Source organism: Microbacterium sp. 01T413_2, assembly GCF_056398985.1.
In genome coordinates, this window is sequence record NZ_JBFTQL010000049.1 from 1 (window position 1) to 16,509 (window position 16,509).

Sequence of the window (16,509 nt, forward strand, 5' to 3'; positions counted from 1 at the left end):
GTCGGCGGCGGCCGTCTCGGCGGGAGCCTCCTCGGTCGTCTTCGCACGGCTGCGGCGCGGGGCCTTGGCCTTCGGAGCGTCCTCGGCCGGCGTCTCGGCGGCGGACGATGCATCCCCGCCGGCGGGCGCGGACTCCGCAGCCTCCGCGGCCTTCGCGGCGGCGGTGGCCGTGGTCGCGCGGCGCGGAGCGCGCTTGCGCGGGGCCTTGGGTGCGTCCTCGGCGGGCGCCTGCTCGGCCGGAGCCGAGGTCTCGATCTGGGTCTCGGAGATAGTCTCCACGAGTACTCCTCTTGTAAGTCGTGGGAAATTCGATGCGCACACGGCAGATGCCGGGGCGCGACCGCACGATCATGCCGAGAACAGGCTGTCCCCTGCATGCCACCCGGAGAACACGCTCGCAGAGAGCTCGGTGACCGGCTCGTGGTGCGGTTTCGGGTGCTGTGCGGCTGACGCGGTGAGTGCGTCGCGGGTCGGGATCACGATTGTGACGAAGAACCCTCCGCTCGTTCCCTCACTGTACCACCCCGCACATCGACGGCGACCATCTGCGGGATCCACGGAGTGTCCGTGGCAGCCTCGGCGATCCGCACGGCTTCGAGGCGGCTGCCCGGTCCGTCGCACAGCACGAGCACGCTGGGGCCGGCGCCGGAGACGACCGCCGCGAAACCCTCGGCGCGCAGGGCGCGTACGAGTCGGTTCGTCTCGGGCATCGCGGGCGCGCGGTAGTCCTGGTGCAGGCGGTCGTCGGTGGCGTCCAGCAGCACATCGGGGCTCTGCGTGAGCGCTGCGATGAGCAGCGCGGAGCGGGAGACGTTGAACACCGCATCCTCGCTCGGCACCTGCTCCGGCTGCAGACTGCGCGCCGCCTTGGTCGACATCGTGTAGCCGGGCACCAGCACCAGCGGCGAGACGCCGCGGTGCACGAGCAGCTTCTTGTGCTGCGGGCCGCGCGCAGCCGTCCAGGCGATGGTCAGACCGCCGAACAGGGCAGGAGCCACATTGTCGGGGTGCCCTTCGAGCTCCGTCGCAAGACGCAACAGCGCATCGTCGTCGAGGTCGACGATCCCTTCCAGCAATCCCTTCGCGGCCAGCACTCCGGCCGCGACCGCGGCGCCGGACGAGCCGAGCCCGCGCCCGTGCGGCACACCGTTGTTTGCCACGAGATGGATCCCCGGCATCGGGACGCCCACATCGGCGAAGACGTGCGCGATCGAGCGGATGACGAGGTTGGAGGCGTCGCGGGCGATCTCGTCGGCGCCGGATCCGGAGACCTCGACGTCGATCCGTCCCGGCTCGAGTGCCGTGACCTCGAGTTCGTCGTACATGCTCAGCGCGAGACCGAGGGTGTCGAACCCGGGGCCGAGGTTGGCACTCGTGGCGGGGACGCGCACCTCGACGGTGCGCCCGGGCATCGGGCCGGTCGCAGCGTTCACCGTCACTCCCCCTCGACCCGCAGCACCGACACCACGCGGGTGACGGCGTCGCTGTCGGCGAGGCGGGCGACGGTGTCGCTGAGAGCCTGCTCGGTGGCGCGGTGGGTGCCGATCACGAGGCGGGCGGTGCTGCTCTGCTCGCCTCGCTCGATCGTCTGCAGCGCGGTGGCGATGGAGACGCCGTGGTCGCTGAGGATCCCGGCGACGGTGGCGAGCACGCCGGTGACGTCGGCGACCTCGATCGTGATCTGATAGCGCGTGGTGATGTGTCCGAACGGCGCGATCGGCAGGCTCTGCCGAGCCGACTCCCCCACGCCCACACCGCCGGCGATGTGCCGGCGTGCGGCCGAGACGACATCGCCGAGCACGGCGGACGCGGTCTGCACGCCGCCCGCGCCGGCACCGTAGAACATGAGCGGACCGGCGGCCTCAGCCTCCACGAAGACGGCGTTGTTGCCGCCGTGCACGCTCGCCATGGGGTGCTCCCGGTCGATCAACGCCGGGTACACGCGCACCGAGACGGCGTCGCCGCCGTCCTCGGACAGACGCTCGCACACGGCCAGCAGCTTGATCACGTAGCCCGCTCGGCGGGCGTCGGCGATCATGTCGGCGGTGACGGACTCGATGCCCTGGCGGTGCACGTCATCGATCGAGACCTGCGTGTGGAACGCGAGGCTGGCCAGGATCGCGGCCTTCTGGGCCGCGTCGTAGCCCTCGAGATCGAGCGTGGGGTCGGCCTCGAGGTACCCGAGGTCGGTGGCGATCTGCTGCGCCTCCTGGGCGCTCAGGCCCTGGCGGTCCATCGAATCGAGGATGTAGTTCGTGCTGCCGTTGACGATTCCGAAGATCCGCTTGATCCGGTCGCCGGCGAGCGAGTCGCGCAGGGGGCGGATGATCGGGATCGCCGCGGCGACCGCCGCCTCGTACGACACCGATGCGCCGACCTGATCCGCGGCCTCGAAGATCTCGGCCCCGTGAGTGGCCAGCAGGGCCTTGTTACCGGTGACGACATCGGCGCCGCTGCGCAGCGCCTGGAGCACATAGCCGCGCGCCGGCTCGATGCCGCCCATGAGCTCGATCACGATGTCCGCACTCTGGATCAGCACCTCGGCATCGGTCGTGAGCAGCTCACGCGGCAGTTCCGCGTCGCGAGGCGCATCGACGTCCCGGACGAGGATCCCTGCGAGTTCCAGCCGGGCGCCGCTGCGCTCGGCCAGGTCGCCCTGATGCTCGAGGAGCAGGCGCGCGACCTGCGACCCCACGGATCCAGCCCCGAGCAGGGCGACGCGCAGAGTACGGCGGGTGCCGTCGAGTTCCGTCATGCTTCTCCTTCTCCGGTGCGGGCACCGGTGCGCTCCTTCGTCCGCGGAGCGGCGATGCCGGCATCCCTGGAGAGGAGGTCGTCGAGGGTCTCCCCCCGGACGATCACCCGCGCGTGACCGTCGCGCACGGCGACGACCGCGGGACGCGGGGTGTGGTTGTAGTTGCTGGCCAGCGCGTGACAGTACGCGCCGGTCGCCGGCACCGCGAGCAGGTCGCCCGGGGTGACGTCGGAGGGGAGGTACTCGTGATCGACGACGATGTCCCCCGATTCGCAGTGCGAGCCCACGACCCGGGCGAGCACCGGTGCGCCGGTGCCCTCGCGTGAGGCGATGCGCGCCGAGTACTCGGATCCGTACAGGGCAGGGCGGGCGTTGTCGCTCATGCCGCCGTCCACACTCACGTAGAGGCGCTCCCCTCGGTCGCCGAGTGAGACCTCCTTCGTGGTGCCGACCTCGTAGAGGGTCACACCGGCCTGACCGACGACGGCGCGCCCCGGCTCGAACGCGAGGGTCGGGAGCGGGATCCCGCGCACCTCGCACTCACGCGCGACCGCCTCCACGATGGCGGTGGCGAGCTCCTCGATCGGCGTCGGATCGTCGGCCGCGGTGTAGGCGATGCCGAAACCGCCGCCGAGGTTGAGCAGGGGCAGCTCCCCGCCCTCACGCAGCTCGGCGTGCAGCTCGACGACGCGCGACGCGGACTCGGCGAAGCCGGCGGATCCGAAGATCTGCGATCCGATGTGGCAGTGCAGACCGCGCAGCTTCAGGCTGGGGATCTCGCGGATCCGCTCGACGAGGGCGGGCGCGGCCTCCAGCGGGATGCCGAACTTCTGGTCCTCGTGCGCCGTGGCGAGGAAGTCGTGCGTCTCCGCGTGCACGCCGCTGTTGACCCGGAGCAGCACGCGCTGGACGTATCCGTCGGACCCCGTGCCGTTGCGCTCGGCGCTGCGGCGCTCGGCGATCGCGCCGAGGCGCTCGATCTCGATGGCGGAGTCGACGATGATCGTGCCAACCCTGACCTCGACGGCGCGCTCCAGTTCGGCGACGGTCTTGTTGTTGCCGTGGAAGCCGATCCGCGACGGCTTGATGCCGGCGGCCAGTGCGATCTCGAGTTCACCGCGGCTGCAGACGTCGACGCGCAGGCCCTCCTGCGTGACCCAGCGAGCCACCTCCGTGCTGAGGAACGCCTTTCCGGCGTAGTAGACGCGCGCCTTAGTGTCGTGAGCGGCCGCGGCAGCGTCGAAGGCCGCCTTGATCCTGGCTGCGTGGGCGCGTACCTCCGCCTCGTCGAGCACGTAGAGCGGGGTGCCGAAACGGGCACGCAGCTCGGCGACGCCGACGCCACCGAGTTCCAGCTGTCCGTCGGCGTCGCGCCGTGCGGACGCCGGCCACACCCCCGGGGCGAGATCGTTCGGATCGGCCGGTTCCTTCAGCCAGTCCGGGGCGAGCGCGTCGGGCGATGCGGGAAGCACAGGGCACCAATCGTCGTGTGTGTCTCGGGTGTTCGAGCCCGGCCCAGAGCGTGCCGAGTTCTGAGAATTCTAAGGCACCGCATCGGTCCGCCCCGACGGGTGTGACGTCCCGGGACGGGGCCGCGCGGCACGGTGGCGAGTCTGGTTGGATGAGCGGATGCGCGGATTCCATCACGTCGAACTCTGGGTCGCCGACGTGGCGCAGTCCGCCGTCGAATGGGGTTGGCTGCTCGCACAGGTCGGGTTCGAGCCGGCGGATGTCTGGGCAGAGGGCCGCTCGTGGCAGAACGGCGACGCTTACCTCACGATCTGCTCGGCCCCGGCGCTGCACGGACCCGGCCACGACCGCAGGCGGGCCGGGTTGAACCACCTGGCGTTCCACGGCGGATCGCGGAGCGACGTCGACCGACTGATGGCGGCCGCGGCTTCTCACGGCTGGAGCGCTCTGTACGACGACCGGTACCCGCATGCAGGAGGCCCCGACCACTATGCGGGTTGGCTTGAGAACAGCGAGGGGTTCAAGGCCGAGGTCGTCGCGACGGAGGCGTGAGAATCTGGATTCCGCGTCGCGCGAGCAGTTGCACGGCGCCAGATCTGCGGGTGGGTGACGGGATCATCCGAACGATGCCAGCTTCGCCACCGTTCCTCCAGCGCGGCGACTCGCATGCCCCGTGGCCCCTCGTCAAGGGCATCCGCGTCGGCGTCCGCCTCTCGCTACGCTCGGACCATGGGCACCCGCAGCGCCTCCGAGCACGCACCGACGCCGAAGCCGGCCGCGGCGAACAAGCCGTGGCTTCCCCGCACGATCGATGCCGGAATGGCCCGCGTGCTGCGCTGGCGGATCGCCCGCGCCTGGCTGCTGTACGCGGAGAAGCACGGACCCGCCCTCGCGGACGGCATCACCTACCGCGCCCTGTTCAGCGTGTTCGCGGCGGTGCTGCTGGGCTTCTCCGTCGCCGGGCTCTGGCTCGCCGGGAATCCCGAGGCTCTCGTCGCTCTGGTCTCCGCGGTGGACGCGGTCGTCCCCGGCCTGGTCGGTCACGGCGGCATCGTCGACCCGGCCGACATCCGCGCACCCACCGGCCTGACCATCGCCGGCGTCGTCTCGCTCGCGGGCCTCATCGGCGCCGCGCTCGGCGCGATCGGATCCCTGCGGGTGGCTCTGCGCACCCTCGCCGGGAGGCTCGCCGACGAGGTGCTCTGGTACGGCGTGATCCTGCGCAATCTGGGACTCGCGGCCGGGATCGCGATCGCCTTCGCAGTGACGGCGACGGTCACCGTGGTCAGCAGCGTCGGGGTGAGCTCTCTCGCCTCGTTGCTGGGCGCGGAACGATCGGATCTCGCGACCTGGATCGAGCGGATCCTCGCCGCCCTGATCGTCTATGCCCTCGACGTCGTCGTCATCGCGGGGCTGTTCGCGGTCCTCTCCGGAGTTCGATCGCCCGCGAAGGTGCTGTGGTCCGGTGCCGCCCTGGGCGCCGTCGGGCTCCTCGTGCTGCAGCAGCTCTCCAGCCTCTTCGTCGGCGGCGCGCGGGCGAACCCGTTGCTGGCCTCGTTCGCCGCCCTCATCGCCCTGCTGCTGTGGCTGAACTTCTCGGCGCAGGTCGTGCTGCTCGCGAGCGCTTGGATCATCACGGGGGTCGAGGACGAGGAGGATCGCGTCACGGGGCATCCGCGTTCGCTGACGGAACTGCGCCTTGACCGGGCCGAGCGGTTGCTGGTTGCGGCGCAGACCGAGCGGGACGCGGCGCGCACCGCGCTGGGCACGGAGCAGCCGGAGGCGCTGGCCGAGCGTGACGCGGCACGCGCCGAGGCCGAGCCATCTCCTTCACCGGCGCTCCCCTGGTACCGGCGCCTTCTGCGCCGACCGCGGGGAGCACGCTCCCCCGCGTCGCACCGCCGCTGAGACCGACAGCTATGAAGCGGGGCAGGTGCCGTTCTCGAGCAGTGTCGGATCCGTCGTGATCGCGCTGTCCGCGGAGAACGTCGCCACCAGCGCGCCGGCATCCACGTGCAGCCCGCTCAAATGCACGCCCGCCGGCAGCCGGTCGGCGATGCACAGTTTCTGCATGGTGAACAACGGCTTCAGCGCCGCCCCGAACGGCGACGACGCGACGGTGTCGGGGTCGACGGTGATCGCACCGATCGTCGCCGACGTCGGTGTGAAGGTGAGCTCGCCGTCCGCAGCCCCCGGCGTGAGCGCGAGGGCGAGTGGCACCGTCGCTCCGAAGAGCTTCACGGATCCGGTCGCCGTGACATCCTCGCCGTCCAGCGTCACGGACTCGATCGGCGCGGATCCGGCAGCCGCCGTGATGGCCTTCTCGAGCTGATCGGCCGTGATCCGGAACGTGCCCCTCGCGCCGCCGAGCGCACCGCCGCGGATCGGCACGCCCGTCGCGTCGACCTGCACGGCGCTCGTGATGGGTCCGATCGCGACGCTCTTCGAGGAGATGCGGACATCGTCCAGGCGCCCGGCGACGAGCTGCGGGAGCACGATGCCGCCCACGGCGACGTCCATCTGCTGATCCGCGGGGAGCTTCAGCGCGGTGATCGCCTGCGAGCGGATCTGCTGCGCGACGACGGCGCGCGCCACGAACTCGCCGCCTACGACGAGCGCCGCGAGCAGGATGACGACGATCCCCAGCACCCAGGGCCAGCGCGCACGCCGACGCGGCGGCGGCACGGCCACAGGGGCTGACGGCAGCGGGGGCCGAGGCGGCACGGTTGCACCGGATGCGGCGTCGCGTGGCAGCGGTCCCGCAGCCGACGGCGGCGGCACGGCGACGGGGTGCTCGAGACCGAGGCCCCGCGGATACGGTTCCGTCGGGTGCGTACCCTCCTCCGCGCCGCTCACGTCACATCCGCTCCGGCGCGGACACCCCGAGCAGGTCGAGCCCGTTGCGCAGCACCTRGCCCGTGGCGTCGTTCAGCCACAGGCGGGTGCGGTGCACGTCTTCGATCGGGTCGTCGCCCTGCGGGATCACGCGGCAGTTGTCGTACCAGCGGTGGTACAGCCCCGCGAGCTCCTCCAGGTAGCGCGCGACGCGGTGCGGTTCGCGCACCTCGGCGGCGAAGGCCACAATCCGCGGGAACTCCTGCAGCGCGCCCAGCAGCGCCGACTCGGTCTCGTGCGTCAGCAGCTCGGGCGCGAACGCCGACCGGTCCACGCCGGAGTCAGCCGCGTTTCGGGCGACGTTATGCGTGCGCGCGTGCGCGTACTGGACGTAGAACACCGGGTTGTCATTCGTGCGCTTCTGCAGCAGCTCCGGGTCCAGCGAGAGCGGGGAGTCGGCCGGCGAGCGCTCGAGCGAATACCGCAGCGCGTCCGTGCCGAGCCATTCGCGCAGGTCGTCCATCTCGATGATGTTGCCGGCCCGCTTGCTGAGCCGGGCGCCGCCCACCGAGACCAGCTGCCCGATGAGCACCTCGACATCCTTCTCCGGGTCGTCGCCGGCGGCGCCGGCGAGCGCCTTGAGGCGGTGCACATAGCCGTGGTGGTCGGCGCCGAGCAGGTAGATCTTGTGCTCGAAGCCGCGGTCGCCCTTGTTCAGGTAGTACGCGGCGTCGGCGGCGAAATACGTGTACTCGCCGTTGGAGCGGCGGATCACGCGGTCCTTGTCGTCGCCGAAGTCGGTGGTGCGCACCCACACCGCATCGTCCTGATCGAACACGTGCCCCTGCGCGCGCAAGCGGTCCACGGCCTCGTCGACAAGGCTCGGGCCGCCGTCCTCGCCCTTCGCATGCAGGATCCGCTCGGAGAACCAGACATCGAAGACGACATTGAACTTGGCCAGTGATTCCTGCTGCTCGGCGAGCTGGTACCGGTAGCCGAGCTCGCGGGCGACGTCGAGCTGCACCTCGGGGTCGAGGGCGAGGAAATCGGGGCGATCGGTGAGAACGCGCTGCGCGATGTCGGTGATGTAGCTGCCCGCGTAACCGCCCTCGGGGGTCGGCTCGCCCTGAGCTGCGGCCACGATGGATCCGGCGAACCGTTCCATCTGCGCACCCGCGTCGTTGATGTAGAACTCGCGCGCCACGGTGGCCCCGCTGGCGTCGAGCAGACGCGCGATCGCGTCGCCGAGAGCGGCCCAGCGGGTGTGCCCGATGTGCAGCGGCCCGGTCGGGTTCGCGGACACGAACTCGACGTTGATCGACCGGSCCGCCTGCGAGTCGTTACGGCCGTATGCCTCGCCCGCATCCACGATCACCTTGGCGAGGGCGCCGGCCGCGCCCGCTTCGAGGCGCACGTTGAGGAACCCCGGCCCTGCGACCGAGGCCTCGGCGATGCCGTCCACGGCGCCGAGTCCGTCGGCGATCTGCTGCGCGAGCTCGCGCGGATTCGTGCCGAGCTGCTTCGCGAGGCGCATCGCGATGTTCGTGGCCCAGTCGCCGTGCTCGCGGTTACGCGGGCGCTCCAGCACGATGTCGCCCGCGGTGAGCGGAAGGGGCTCGCCACCTCGTCGCTCGTCCGCGATCGGCGCGAGGACGGACAGGATCGCTGTGGCGAGAGCTTCGGGATTCATAGGGTATCGATTCTAGGGCGTGTCCCCTTGCGGAATCGTCGTGTGCGGGGCGGGATCCGCCAGCGGAACCCGAGCCCGCATCGCCTCGCCGAGCCCCGCGCGCACACGCGCCAGCGTCTTCTCATCCAACCGGAGTCCCGCGTGGCGGAGGGCGAGCATCGTCGCACCCGCGGCGCCGCTGTCGACCAGCACGAACGGCTGGTCGCCGAAGGCTGCGGTCACATGCGCGCGCAGCACCCGCTGCGGCGCGCCCGGCCTCGACACGATGCTGCCGCCGACCACGACCGGCCCCGGTGCTGCCTGCACGAGCTCGATCGTCTGCGCCAGCTGCTCGCCCGCCTCCTGCAGGATCCGCTCCGCAACCGGATCCTGCTCCTCGGCCGCATCGAACACGAGCGGAGCGAAGGCCGCAAGCTGCACGGGCCGCTGCGCATACAGCACGCGGATCAGCTGCTCCAGGCCGACCGGTCGCCCATCGCTCCCCCGGCTCAGAGCGCCCTCTCCGGCGATGCCCGCCGCCTGCAGCACCCGCGGGGTGAGGACGGTCGCGGGGCCGAGTCCGTCCAGCTCCGCCACGGCGGCGGCGGCCCCCGCACGCCCGATCCAGAAGCCGCTGCCCCGGTCGCCCAGCAGCCAGCCCAGCCCGTCCGCCGTCGCAACGATGCGCCCGCCCTCCACGCGCACGGCACTCGCACCCGTTCCGCACACCACGCCGTACCCGACCGGCGCGACGGCCCCACTCGCGTACATGGCCAGCAGATCCGATTCGAACCACAGCGCGCCCGCGAACCCGTTTTCCTTCAACGGCTCGAGGATCCAGTCGGATGCACCGCCGCGCGCATCATGACCGGCCATGGCGACGACGATCTCGGACACCTCGGACAGGCTGGCGCCACCTGCGGCCAGGGCGCCGGCGATCGCGCCGCGGACCTCGGCAAGGGCCGCAGGAATACCCGATGAAGTGGGATTCCCGCTGCCGCCGCGACCGAAGCCGACGACACGTCCTTCGCCGGTCGCGAGCACCGCTCTCGTGGAGGTGCCTCCTGCATCCACACCGATCACGAGCATCTTGCACCCCAATTTGTTATCTGCCCTACTTGATTTTTCACCCGGGACCTGATGAGAATGTTTTTCACCCGAACCCCGTCGTAGCACGACGCGTTTTCACCGGAGGCTATGGTGCCACTCATGCAGGATGTCGGCAACGAGTTGTCGATCACGCAGCGCATCTCGCTGCGGCGTCCTGCGATGCCCAAGGCCATGGCGAAGATCGCGGCCGTGATCGCCGCCCACCCCACAGCCCCGGTCGAGCTGACCATCACCGAACTCGCCGACCAGGCCGGCACCTCGGCCGCCACCGTCACCCGCTTCTGCCGCGCGATCGGCTTCGAGGGGTACACGCAGTTCCGCGTCGGCGTCGCGGCCGAGTCGGGACGAGGCGATGCCGGCACCACGTGGCGCACCGACATCGCGGACGACATCGGGCAGGACGACCCGGCCGACCGGGTGCTGCTCACGCTGCTCGGACTGCACACGCGCAGCATGGAGGTCACGACCCGCCTGCTGGATCTCGACGATGTCCAGCTCGTCGCACGCGCCATCGCCGAGGCGCGGCACGTCGACATCTACGGCGTCGGCGGCAGCGGCGTCATCGCCGACGAGTTCCGCGGCCGGCTCTATCGGATCGGCGTGAACGCGCATTCCTGGTCCGATGTGCACGACGGCCTCACCAGCGCGGTGCTGCAGGACGGTTCCTCGGTCGCGGTCGGGATCTCCAACACCGGCAGAACCGAAGAGACCATCGAGATGCTCTCGCATGCGCGCGCCGCCGGAGCCCTCACTGTCGCGATCACGACCGATGCCGACTCCTGGCTCGCCGCCAGCGCCGACGTGGCCCTGATCACCGCCTCGGAGAACCCGGCCCAGCGCCCCGATGACCTCTCCATCAAGCATGCGCAGCTTCTCGTGGTCGATCTGCTCTACGTCCTCGTCGCGCAGCGCACACTCGGCGAGGCCGCGACACGTCTCGCGGCCAGCGCGATGGCCGTCTCCGCGCACCGACGTTCCTCCGCTCCGCACGAAGCCCGCCGAACCCCCCGTACGAAGGAGTCCACCCGATGAGCGCCTCTCCCCTGGATCTGCTCCGCGAAGCCGAGACGCGCCTCGAGCGCCTCGCCGCCGATGCGGAGCGCGGCGCGCTGGATCCGGCCATCGACCTGCTCGTCACCGCATTGCGCGACGGCGGAGTCATCCAGGCGTTCGGCACCGGGCACTCCGAGGCGTTCGCGATGGAGATCGCGGGGCGCGCGGGCGGACTCATCCCGACCAACCGCATCGCGCTGCGCGACATCGTGCTGCACGGCGAACGCCCCGCCGACGTGCTGACCGGCTCCCTCGAGCGCGAGCCCTGGGTGGTCGACGAGCTCATGGCGGTCTCCCCCGTGGCTGAGAACGACGTCTTCGTGATCGCCTCGAACTCCGGCGTGAACGGATCCATCGTCGGCGTCGCATTGTGGGCCAAGGAGCACGGTCACAAGGTCATCGCCGTGACCAGCCTCGAGCACACCGCCCGGGTCGAGCCCAAGCACCCSAGCGGCAAGCGTCTCAGCGAGATCGCCGAYGTSGTGATCGACAACCTCGCCCCCTACGGCGATTCGACCCTGAACGTCACCGAGACCATCTCGGCCGGCGCGATCTCGTCGATCACCGCCGCGTTCATCGCTCAGCTGCTCACCCTGGGCGTCGCCCGCGCGCTCACCGACGCCGGCGAGGTTGCGCCGATGTACATCTCCGCGAACATCCCCGGCGGTGACGAGCACAATTCCGCGCTCGAAGCGCGCTACCTCGAGCGGCTCCGCCGCGGCGCCTGAGGGCGCCCACAGACTCATCCTCTCCCTCACCCTCACCACCCACTAGGAAGGCAAGAATCACATGGAAACCAGAGATGCTTCCATCAGCCGTCGCTCGCTGCTGCGCGGGGCTGCTCTCGCAGCGGTCATGGTGCCGCTCGGCGTCAGCCTGGCGTCCTGCGCTGGTCCGAGCGGCTCCGGCGGCGGCAACGCCGGTGGCGGCACGAAGTCCGCCGACAACCCGTTCGGCGTCGCAGCGAACTCCAAGGTCGACGCGGTGATCTTCGACGGCGGCTACGGCGTGGACTACGTCGAGAACGCGGCGAAGATCATGGGCGGGAACAAGAAGCTCGGCGGCGCGACCGCCAAGATCTCCCCTTCCACCAAGATCGCCCAGGAGCTGCAGCCGCGGTTCGTCGGCGGCAACCCGCCGGACCTGATCGACAACTCGGGTGCGAACTCGATCGGCTGGAACACGATCCTCGACCAGCTCGAGGACCTGTCCGATGTGCTCGAGTCGAACAACCTCGAGGGCACCAAGATCAGCGACACGCTCTACGGCGGCGTCAAGGATCCCGGCACGTTCGACGGCAAGTTCGTCGCGATCAACTACTTCATGACGGTGTTCGGCCTGTGGTACTCGTCGAGCCTGTTCGAGAAGGACGGTTACAAGGTCCCGACCAGCTGGCAGGACCTGAAGGACCTCGGCGCGGCGGCCAAGGCCAAGGGCAAGTACCTGTTCGTCTGGGGCAAGGAGGCGGCGACGTACTACCAGACGCTCGTCATCGACTCCGCGGTGATCCAGTCGGGCGACGACGTGCGCCTGCCCCTGGAGAACCTGAAGGAGAACTGCTGGTCGCACCCGACCCTGCAGGCGATCCTGACGATCCTGTACGACCTGATCCAGGCCGGCTACATGAAGCCGGGCGGSKCGGGCACSCAGTTCACCCAGGCGCAGTCGCAGTGGAGCCTGGAYGAGGCYGCTCTSCTCTACCCCTCGGGCTCGTGGATCGAGAACGAGATGAAGAAGCAGACCGCGGACGGCTTCAAGATGATGGGCATCCCGGAGCTCCCGCTGGACGACAAGCAGACCACGCCGAAGGGCACCATGCGCGCCGAGGCCGGCGAGCCGTTCATCGTCCCGACCAAGGCGAAGAACGCGGCCGGTGGCAAGGAGCTGCTGCGCACCATGCTGTCGAAGGATGCGGCGACCTGGACGGCGCAGCAGAAGTTCGCGCCGACCATCGTTAAGGGCACGGTGCCGGACGACGCCTTCGGCTCGACCGCGCTCGCATCGCAGATCAAGATGCTGGACGCGGCCGGCGACAACGTGTTCACCATCAAGTCGACGAACCTGTACGGCATGAACTCGGACCAGCTGCCGATCTGGAACTCGTTCCTCGACGGCAAGATGACGGTCGATGAGATCACCAAGCAGCTGCAGGCGCTCGTCGACAAGGTCCGCAACGACAGCTCGGTGAAGAAGATCGAGATCAAATGAGCAATTCAACAGTCAGCGGCGGGTCTGCACTGCAGACCGCCGCTGTGGTTACAGCACGCTCGGGGCGGCGCAAGCCGCCCCGAGCGGGGCTCCCGCGCAAGATGACTCTGGACTATGCGTCGTTCCTTGCGGTCTTCCTGGTGCTTCCGGTCGCGATCTTCCTGATCTTCGTGATCTGGCCGTTCATCCAGGCGGTCTACTTCTCGCTGACGAACTGGACCGGGTTCTCCCCGCAGATGGGCTTCGTCGGCCTGGACAACTTCGTGAGGCTGTTCCAGGACGGCGCCTTCATGCAGGCGATGGGGAACAACATCCTGCTGGCGATCGTCGTTCCGCTGATCACGATCATCATCGCCCTGGTGTTCGCGAGCCTGATCACCGTCGGCGGACCCAGCCATGGTCAGGTACGCGGTCTCAAGGCCTCGAGCTTCTACCGGGTGGTGTCGTTCTTCCCCTACGTGATCCCGGCGATCGTCATCGCGATCCTGTGGAACATGATCTACGCGCCGAGCGGCCTGCTCAACGGCATCCTGGGCCTCTTCGGCATCGACAACAACCAGTTCGCCTGGCTCGGCGACCAGCGCACGGCGATGCCCGCGTCGATCTTCGTGATGGTCTGGGGCATGGTCGGCTTCTACATGGTGCTGTTCATCGCCGCCATCAAGGGGATCCCGGCGGAGACGCTGGAAGCGGCCCGCATCGACGGCGCCGGTCGATTCCGCACGGTGACCTCGATCATGCTTCCGCAGATCCGCGACAACGTGCAGACCGCATACATCTATCTGGGGATCGCGGCGCTCGACGCCTTCGTCTACATGGCAGGCCTGAACTCGACCGGCGGCCCGGGCAACAGCACCCTGGTGATGAGCCAGTACCTGTTCCGCACCGCCTTCGAGAAGGGGCAGTTCGGTCTGGCCAGCGCCATGGGCGTGGTCCTCGCCGTTCTCACCCTGGTGTTCGCCGGTCTCGTGATGGGTGTGTTCCGCCTCACGGGCGGCAAGGATGAAGGAGGACGCTCATGAGCGTCGAGACCCGCGCAGCGATCACGATCGATCCGGGCGCCCGGCAGGTCGAGCACAAGACGAAGTCCACCGCGAGCGACAAGGTGGTCGGCGGGGTCTCGCACGTCATGCTGGTCATCTGGGCGATCATCGTGATCCTCCCCCTGGTGTGGACGATCATCGGCTCGTTCAAGACCACGAAGGAGATCTTCAAGTCGCCCTTCGGCCTCCCGGCGAACTGGAACTTCGACAACTACGTCACGGCATGGGTCGGCAACAACTTCGGTCGCATGTTCCTGAACACGATCATCGTGGTCGGGTTCTCGCTGTTCCTGGTGATGCTGCTGGGCGCGATGTGCGCCTACGTGCTGGCACGGTTCTCCGTTCCCGGCAGCAGGGTGATCTACTACCTGATGCTGGCGGGGCTCACCTTCCCCGTGTTCCTCGCGATCGTGCCGCTGTTCGGCATCCTGCAGAAGATCGGTCTCCTGGGAACACTGCCGGGCCTCATCCTCACCTACGTGGCATACGCCTTGCCGTTCACGGTCTTCTTCCTGTACTCGTTCTTCAAGTCGCTGCCGTACGAGATCCAGGAGGCGGCCTACATGGACGGCGCCAGTGAATGGCGCWCGTTCTTCCAGGTGATGCTGCCGATGGCCAAGCCGGGCCTCGCCGCGATCGCGATCATGAACTTCCTCGGCCTGTGGAACCAGTTCCTGCTGCCGATCGCCCTGAACCCGAACCAGGACAACTACGTGCTGAGCCAAGGCATGGCCGCTTTCGCCTCGTCGGCGGGCTACTCGCTCGACTTCGGTGCGATGTTCGCGGCGGTGATGATCACGATCATCCCGGTGCTGCTCATCTACATCTTCTTCCAGCGTCAACTGCAGGGATCCGTCTCGCAGGGCACCTCGAAGTAGTCCATGGGACGGATGGGAACGACAGGAACCCATCCGTCCCGCCACCTGTCCCACCACCATCCGCCCGCGGCTGCGAGAGGGCGCTCGCATGCGCGCCCGCTGCCCGCAGGCACACGTTCTGGAGCACGATGTCGATCTCCGCAGATACTGCTGCGCACCACCCGACCCCCGCACAGTTGCGCTGGCAGCGCGGCGGTATCGGGGTCTTCCTGCATTTCGGCCTGAACACGTTCGCCGGCGTCGAATGGGGTGACGGAACACTGCCGGCCGCGAGTTTCGACCCGCGGCTCCTCGATGCACGGCAGTGGGTGGCCGCAGCGCAGCTGGCGGGTGCGACGTACGTCGTGCTGACGGCCAAGCATCACGACGGCTTCTGCCTGTGGCCCACATCGACCACCGACTACTCCGTGGCTTCCAGCCCGTGGCGGAACGGCAAGGGCGACGTGGTCCGGGAACTCGCCGATGCCTGCGCCGAAGCCGGGATGGGCCTCGGACTTTACCTCTCGCCGTGGGACCGTCACGAGCCGCGTTACTCGGATCCTGCGGCGTACGACGACTTCTATTGCGCTCAGCTCACCGAACTGTGCACCCAGTACGGCGACCTCGTCGAGGTCTGGTTCGACGGCGCGGGGTCTGCCGGCCGGAGCTACGACTGGGAGCGGATCGTCGAGGTCGTGCGCACCCACCAGCCCGAGGCCGTGATCTTCAACATGGGCGATCCCGACATCCGCTGGGTCGGCAATGAGGACGGCCTCGCCGCTGATCCCGTCGAGTACGTGGTCGACGTCACGCGCAACGATGTGCACACCGACGAAGTGCTCGACTTCGGCGAGCGCTATCTGCCCCCGGAATGCGACGTCTCGCTGCGCCACGGCTGGTTCTGGCATCCCGACGACGCCCCGAAGAGCGTGGAGCACCTCCTGGCGATCTACTACCGCTCGGTCGGGCTGGGCGCCAACCTGCTGCTGAACGTCCCCCCGAATCGTGACGGACTCATCGACGATACGGACCTGGTTCGGCTGCGGGAGTATTCGCAAGAGCGGGAACGCCGCTTCGGAACGCCGCTGCCCGCCGCGCTCACGCCTCTCTCCCCCGGTCGCTGGAGGGCCGACTTCGGCTCCGACGTCCACATCGATCACCTCGAGCTCGTCGAGGAGCTCGAGAACGGTCAGCGCGTCGCCGCGCATCGCATCCTGGCGTCCGGAGTGGAGGTCTGCTCGGGTCAGACCATCGGCGCCGGCCGATTGCACGCCTTCCCCGGGCGCACCCTGAGCGCGGTCGAGATCGAGGCGACGGGCCCCGATCCCGTGCTCCTGTCCGTGCGCGGCTTCCGGACCGGGAGCGAGAGCATCCCTGTCCCCCCTTCCGTCGAGGAGTACCGGGCGGCCGACGGCGACATGATCCTCATGTGACCGCCCTCACGGGAAGGCGGGCTCTTGGCCCGGCGTCACGCCGGCCGCTGCGAGGTCACATCGATCGTGACAGCGC

General features: G+C 69.2%; 14 protein-coding genes and 1 pseudogene. 8 read left to right on the forward strand and 7 right to left on the reverse strand.

Annotated elements, in window-relative coordinates; genetic code table 11:
* From AC1DMN_RS17670 to lysA, 4 genes and pseudogenes are all read right to left on the reverse strand, one after another.
* Positions 1-279 (reverse strand): annotated as a pseudogene (locus tag AC1DMN_RS17670) (transcription termination factor Rho); the annotation flags it as partial.
* Between the two features lie 197 nt (positions 280-476).
* The gene (gene thrB / locus AC1DMN_RS17675) at positions 477-1,412 is read right to left on the reverse strand and encodes a homoserine kinase (RefSeq protein WP_441976148.1); all 936 of its coding nucleotides are present in this window, start codon (positions 1,410-1,412) and stop codon (positions 477-479) included.
* A gap of 23 nt (positions 1,413-1,435) precedes the next feature.
* Positions 1,436-2,755, reverse strand: a complete 1,320-nt coding sequence (locus tag AC1DMN_RS17680; protein ID WP_477230702.1) for a homoserine dehydrogenase — start codon at positions 2,753-2,755, stop codon at positions 1,436-1,438.
* Positions 2,752-4,227 (reverse strand): diaminopimelate decarboxylase, encoded by a 1,476-nt coding sequence (gene lysA / locus AC1DMN_RS17685; RefSeq protein WP_477230703.1) that lies wholly within the window; start codon positions 4,225-4,227, stop codon positions 2,752-2,754. The genes AC1DMN_RS17680 and lysA overlap by 4 nt, the downstream gene beginning before the upstream one ends.
* A 157-nt stretch (positions 4,228-4,384) precedes the next feature.
* Between lysA and AC1DMN_RS17690 the strand changes: the two genes are divergently transcribed.
* Positions 4,385-4,777: a VOC family protein gene (locus AC1DMN_RS17690; protein WP_477230704.1), complete on the forward strand. Its 393-nt coding sequence runs from the start codon at positions 4,385-4,387 to the stop codon at positions 4,775-4,777.
* Between the two features lie 177 nt (positions 4,778-4,954).
* A complete protein-coding gene (locus AC1DMN_RS17695) occupies positions 4,955-6,133 on the forward strand; it encodes a YhjD/YihY/BrkB family envelope integrity protein (protein WP_477230705.1) in 1,179 nt (392 codons plus the stop codon).
* A 9-nt stretch (positions 6,134-6,142) separates the two neighbouring features.
* On the opposite strand, the gene AC1DMN_RS17700 is transcribed toward AC1DMN_RS17695, so the two are convergent.
* Genes AC1DMN_RS17700 through AC1DMN_RS17710 form a run of 3 tightly spaced genes read right to left on the reverse strand, consistent with a single transcriptional unit; the run spans position 6,143 to position 9,818 of the window.
* Positions 6,143-7,081, reverse strand: coding sequence for an LmeA family phospholipid-binding protein (locus AC1DMN_RS17700; RefSeq protein ID WP_477230706.1), 939 nt, complete (start codon positions 7,079-7,081; stop codon positions 6,143-6,145).
* Between the two features lies 1 nt (position 7,082).
* Positions 7,083-8,750, reverse strand: a complete 1,668-nt coding sequence (gene argS / locus AC1DMN_RS17705) for an arginine--tRNA ligase (protein ID WP_477384700.1) — start codon at positions 8,748-8,750, stop codon at positions 7,083-7,085.
* Positions 8,751-8,762: 12 nt separating this feature from the next.
* Positions 8,763-9,818, reverse strand: coding sequence for an N-acetylglucosamine kinase (locus tag AC1DMN_RS17710; protein WP_477230707.1), 1,056 nt, complete (start codon positions 9,816-9,818; stop codon positions 8,763-8,765).
* Between the two features lie 120 nt (positions 9,819-9,938).
* Here AC1DMN_RS17710 and AC1DMN_RS17715 point away from each other — a divergent pair, with 120 nt between their 5' ends.
* The 6 genes from AC1DMN_RS17715 to AC1DMN_RS17740 all read left to right on the forward strand — a co-directional run bounded on the left by AC1DMN_RS17715 (position 9,939) and on the right by AC1DMN_RS17740 (position 16,433).
* Entirely contained in the window at positions 9,939-10,871 is a 933-nt protein-coding gene (locus AC1DMN_RS17715; RefSeq protein WP_440732224.1) for a MurR/RpiR family transcriptional regulator, read from the forward strand.
* Entirely contained in the window at positions 10,868-11,620 is a 753-nt protein-coding gene (locus tag AC1DMN_RS17720) for a sugar isomerase domain-containing protein (RefSeq protein ID WP_477230708.1), read from the forward strand. The genes AC1DMN_RS17715 and AC1DMN_RS17720 overlap by 4 nt, the downstream gene beginning before the upstream one ends.
* A gap of 61 nt (positions 11,621-11,681) precedes the next feature.
* Positions 11,682-13,100, forward strand: a complete 1,419-nt coding sequence (ngcE, locus tag AC1DMN_RS17725) for an N-acetylglucosamine/diacetylchitobiose ABC transporter substrate-binding protein (RefSeq protein ID WP_477384702.1) — start codon at positions 11,682-11,684, stop codon at positions 13,098-13,100.
* Positions 13,097-14,122 (forward strand): carbohydrate ABC transporter permease, encoded by a 1,026-nt coding sequence (locus AC1DMN_RS17730; protein WP_440732227.1) that lies wholly within the window; start codon positions 13,097-13,099, stop codon positions 14,120-14,122. Before ngcE ends, AC1DMN_RS17730 begins: the two co-directional genes overlap by 4 nt.
* 107 nt (positions 14,123-14,229) lie before the next feature.
* Positions 14,230-15,021 carry a carbohydrate ABC transporter permease gene (locus AC1DMN_RS17735; protein ID WP_477384704.1) on the forward strand — a complete coding sequence of 264 codons (792 nt, stop codon included), beginning with the start codon at positions 14,230-14,232 and terminating at the stop codon, positions 15,019-15,021.
* A 128-nt stretch (positions 15,022-15,149) separates the two neighbouring features.
* Positions 15,150-16,433, forward strand: a complete 1,284-nt coding sequence (locus tag AC1DMN_RS17740; RefSeq protein WP_477230709.1) for an alpha-L-fucosidase — start codon at positions 15,150-15,152, stop codon at positions 16,431-16,433.
* Positions 16,434-16,509: the final 76 nt, after the last annotated feature.

What these genes read in the sequence shown, in the direction of transcription:
- AC1DMN_RS17695 (WP_477230705.1), top strand. Translation starts at nt 4,955, where the DNA reads ATGGGCACCCGCAGCGCCTCCGAGCACGCACCGACGCCGAAGCCGGCC.
- AC1DMN_RS17740 (WP_477230709.1), top strand. Translation starts at nt 15,150, where the DNA reads ATGTCGATCTCCGCAGATACTGCTGCGCACCACCCGACCCCCGCACAG.
- AC1DMN_RS17690 (WP_477230704.1), top strand. Translation starts at nt 4,385, where the DNA reads ATGCGCGGATTCCATCACGTCGAACTCTGGGTCGCCGACGTGGCGCAG.
- AC1DMN_RS17715 (WP_440732224.1), top strand. Translation starts at nt 9,939, where the DNA reads ATGCAGGATGTCGGCAACGAGTTGTCGATCACGCAGCGCATCTCGCTG.
- AC1DMN_RS17710 (WP_477230707.1), bottom strand. Translation starts at nt 9,818, where the DNA reads ATGCTCGTGATCGGTGTGGATGCAGGAGGCACCTCCACGAGAGCGGTG.
- thrB (WP_441976148.1), bottom strand. Translation starts at nt 1,412, where the DNA reads ATGCCCGGGCGCACCGTCGAGGTGCGCGTCCCCGCCACGAGTGCCAAC.
- AC1DMN_RS17730 (WP_440732227.1), top strand. Translation starts at nt 13,097, where the DNA reads ATGAGCAATTCAACAGTCAGCGGCGGGTCTGCACTGCAGACCGCCGCT.
- AC1DMN_RS17680 (WP_477230702.1), bottom strand. Translation starts at nt 2,755, where the DNA reads ATGACGGAACTCGACGGCACCCGCCGTACTCTGCGCGTCGCCCTGCTC.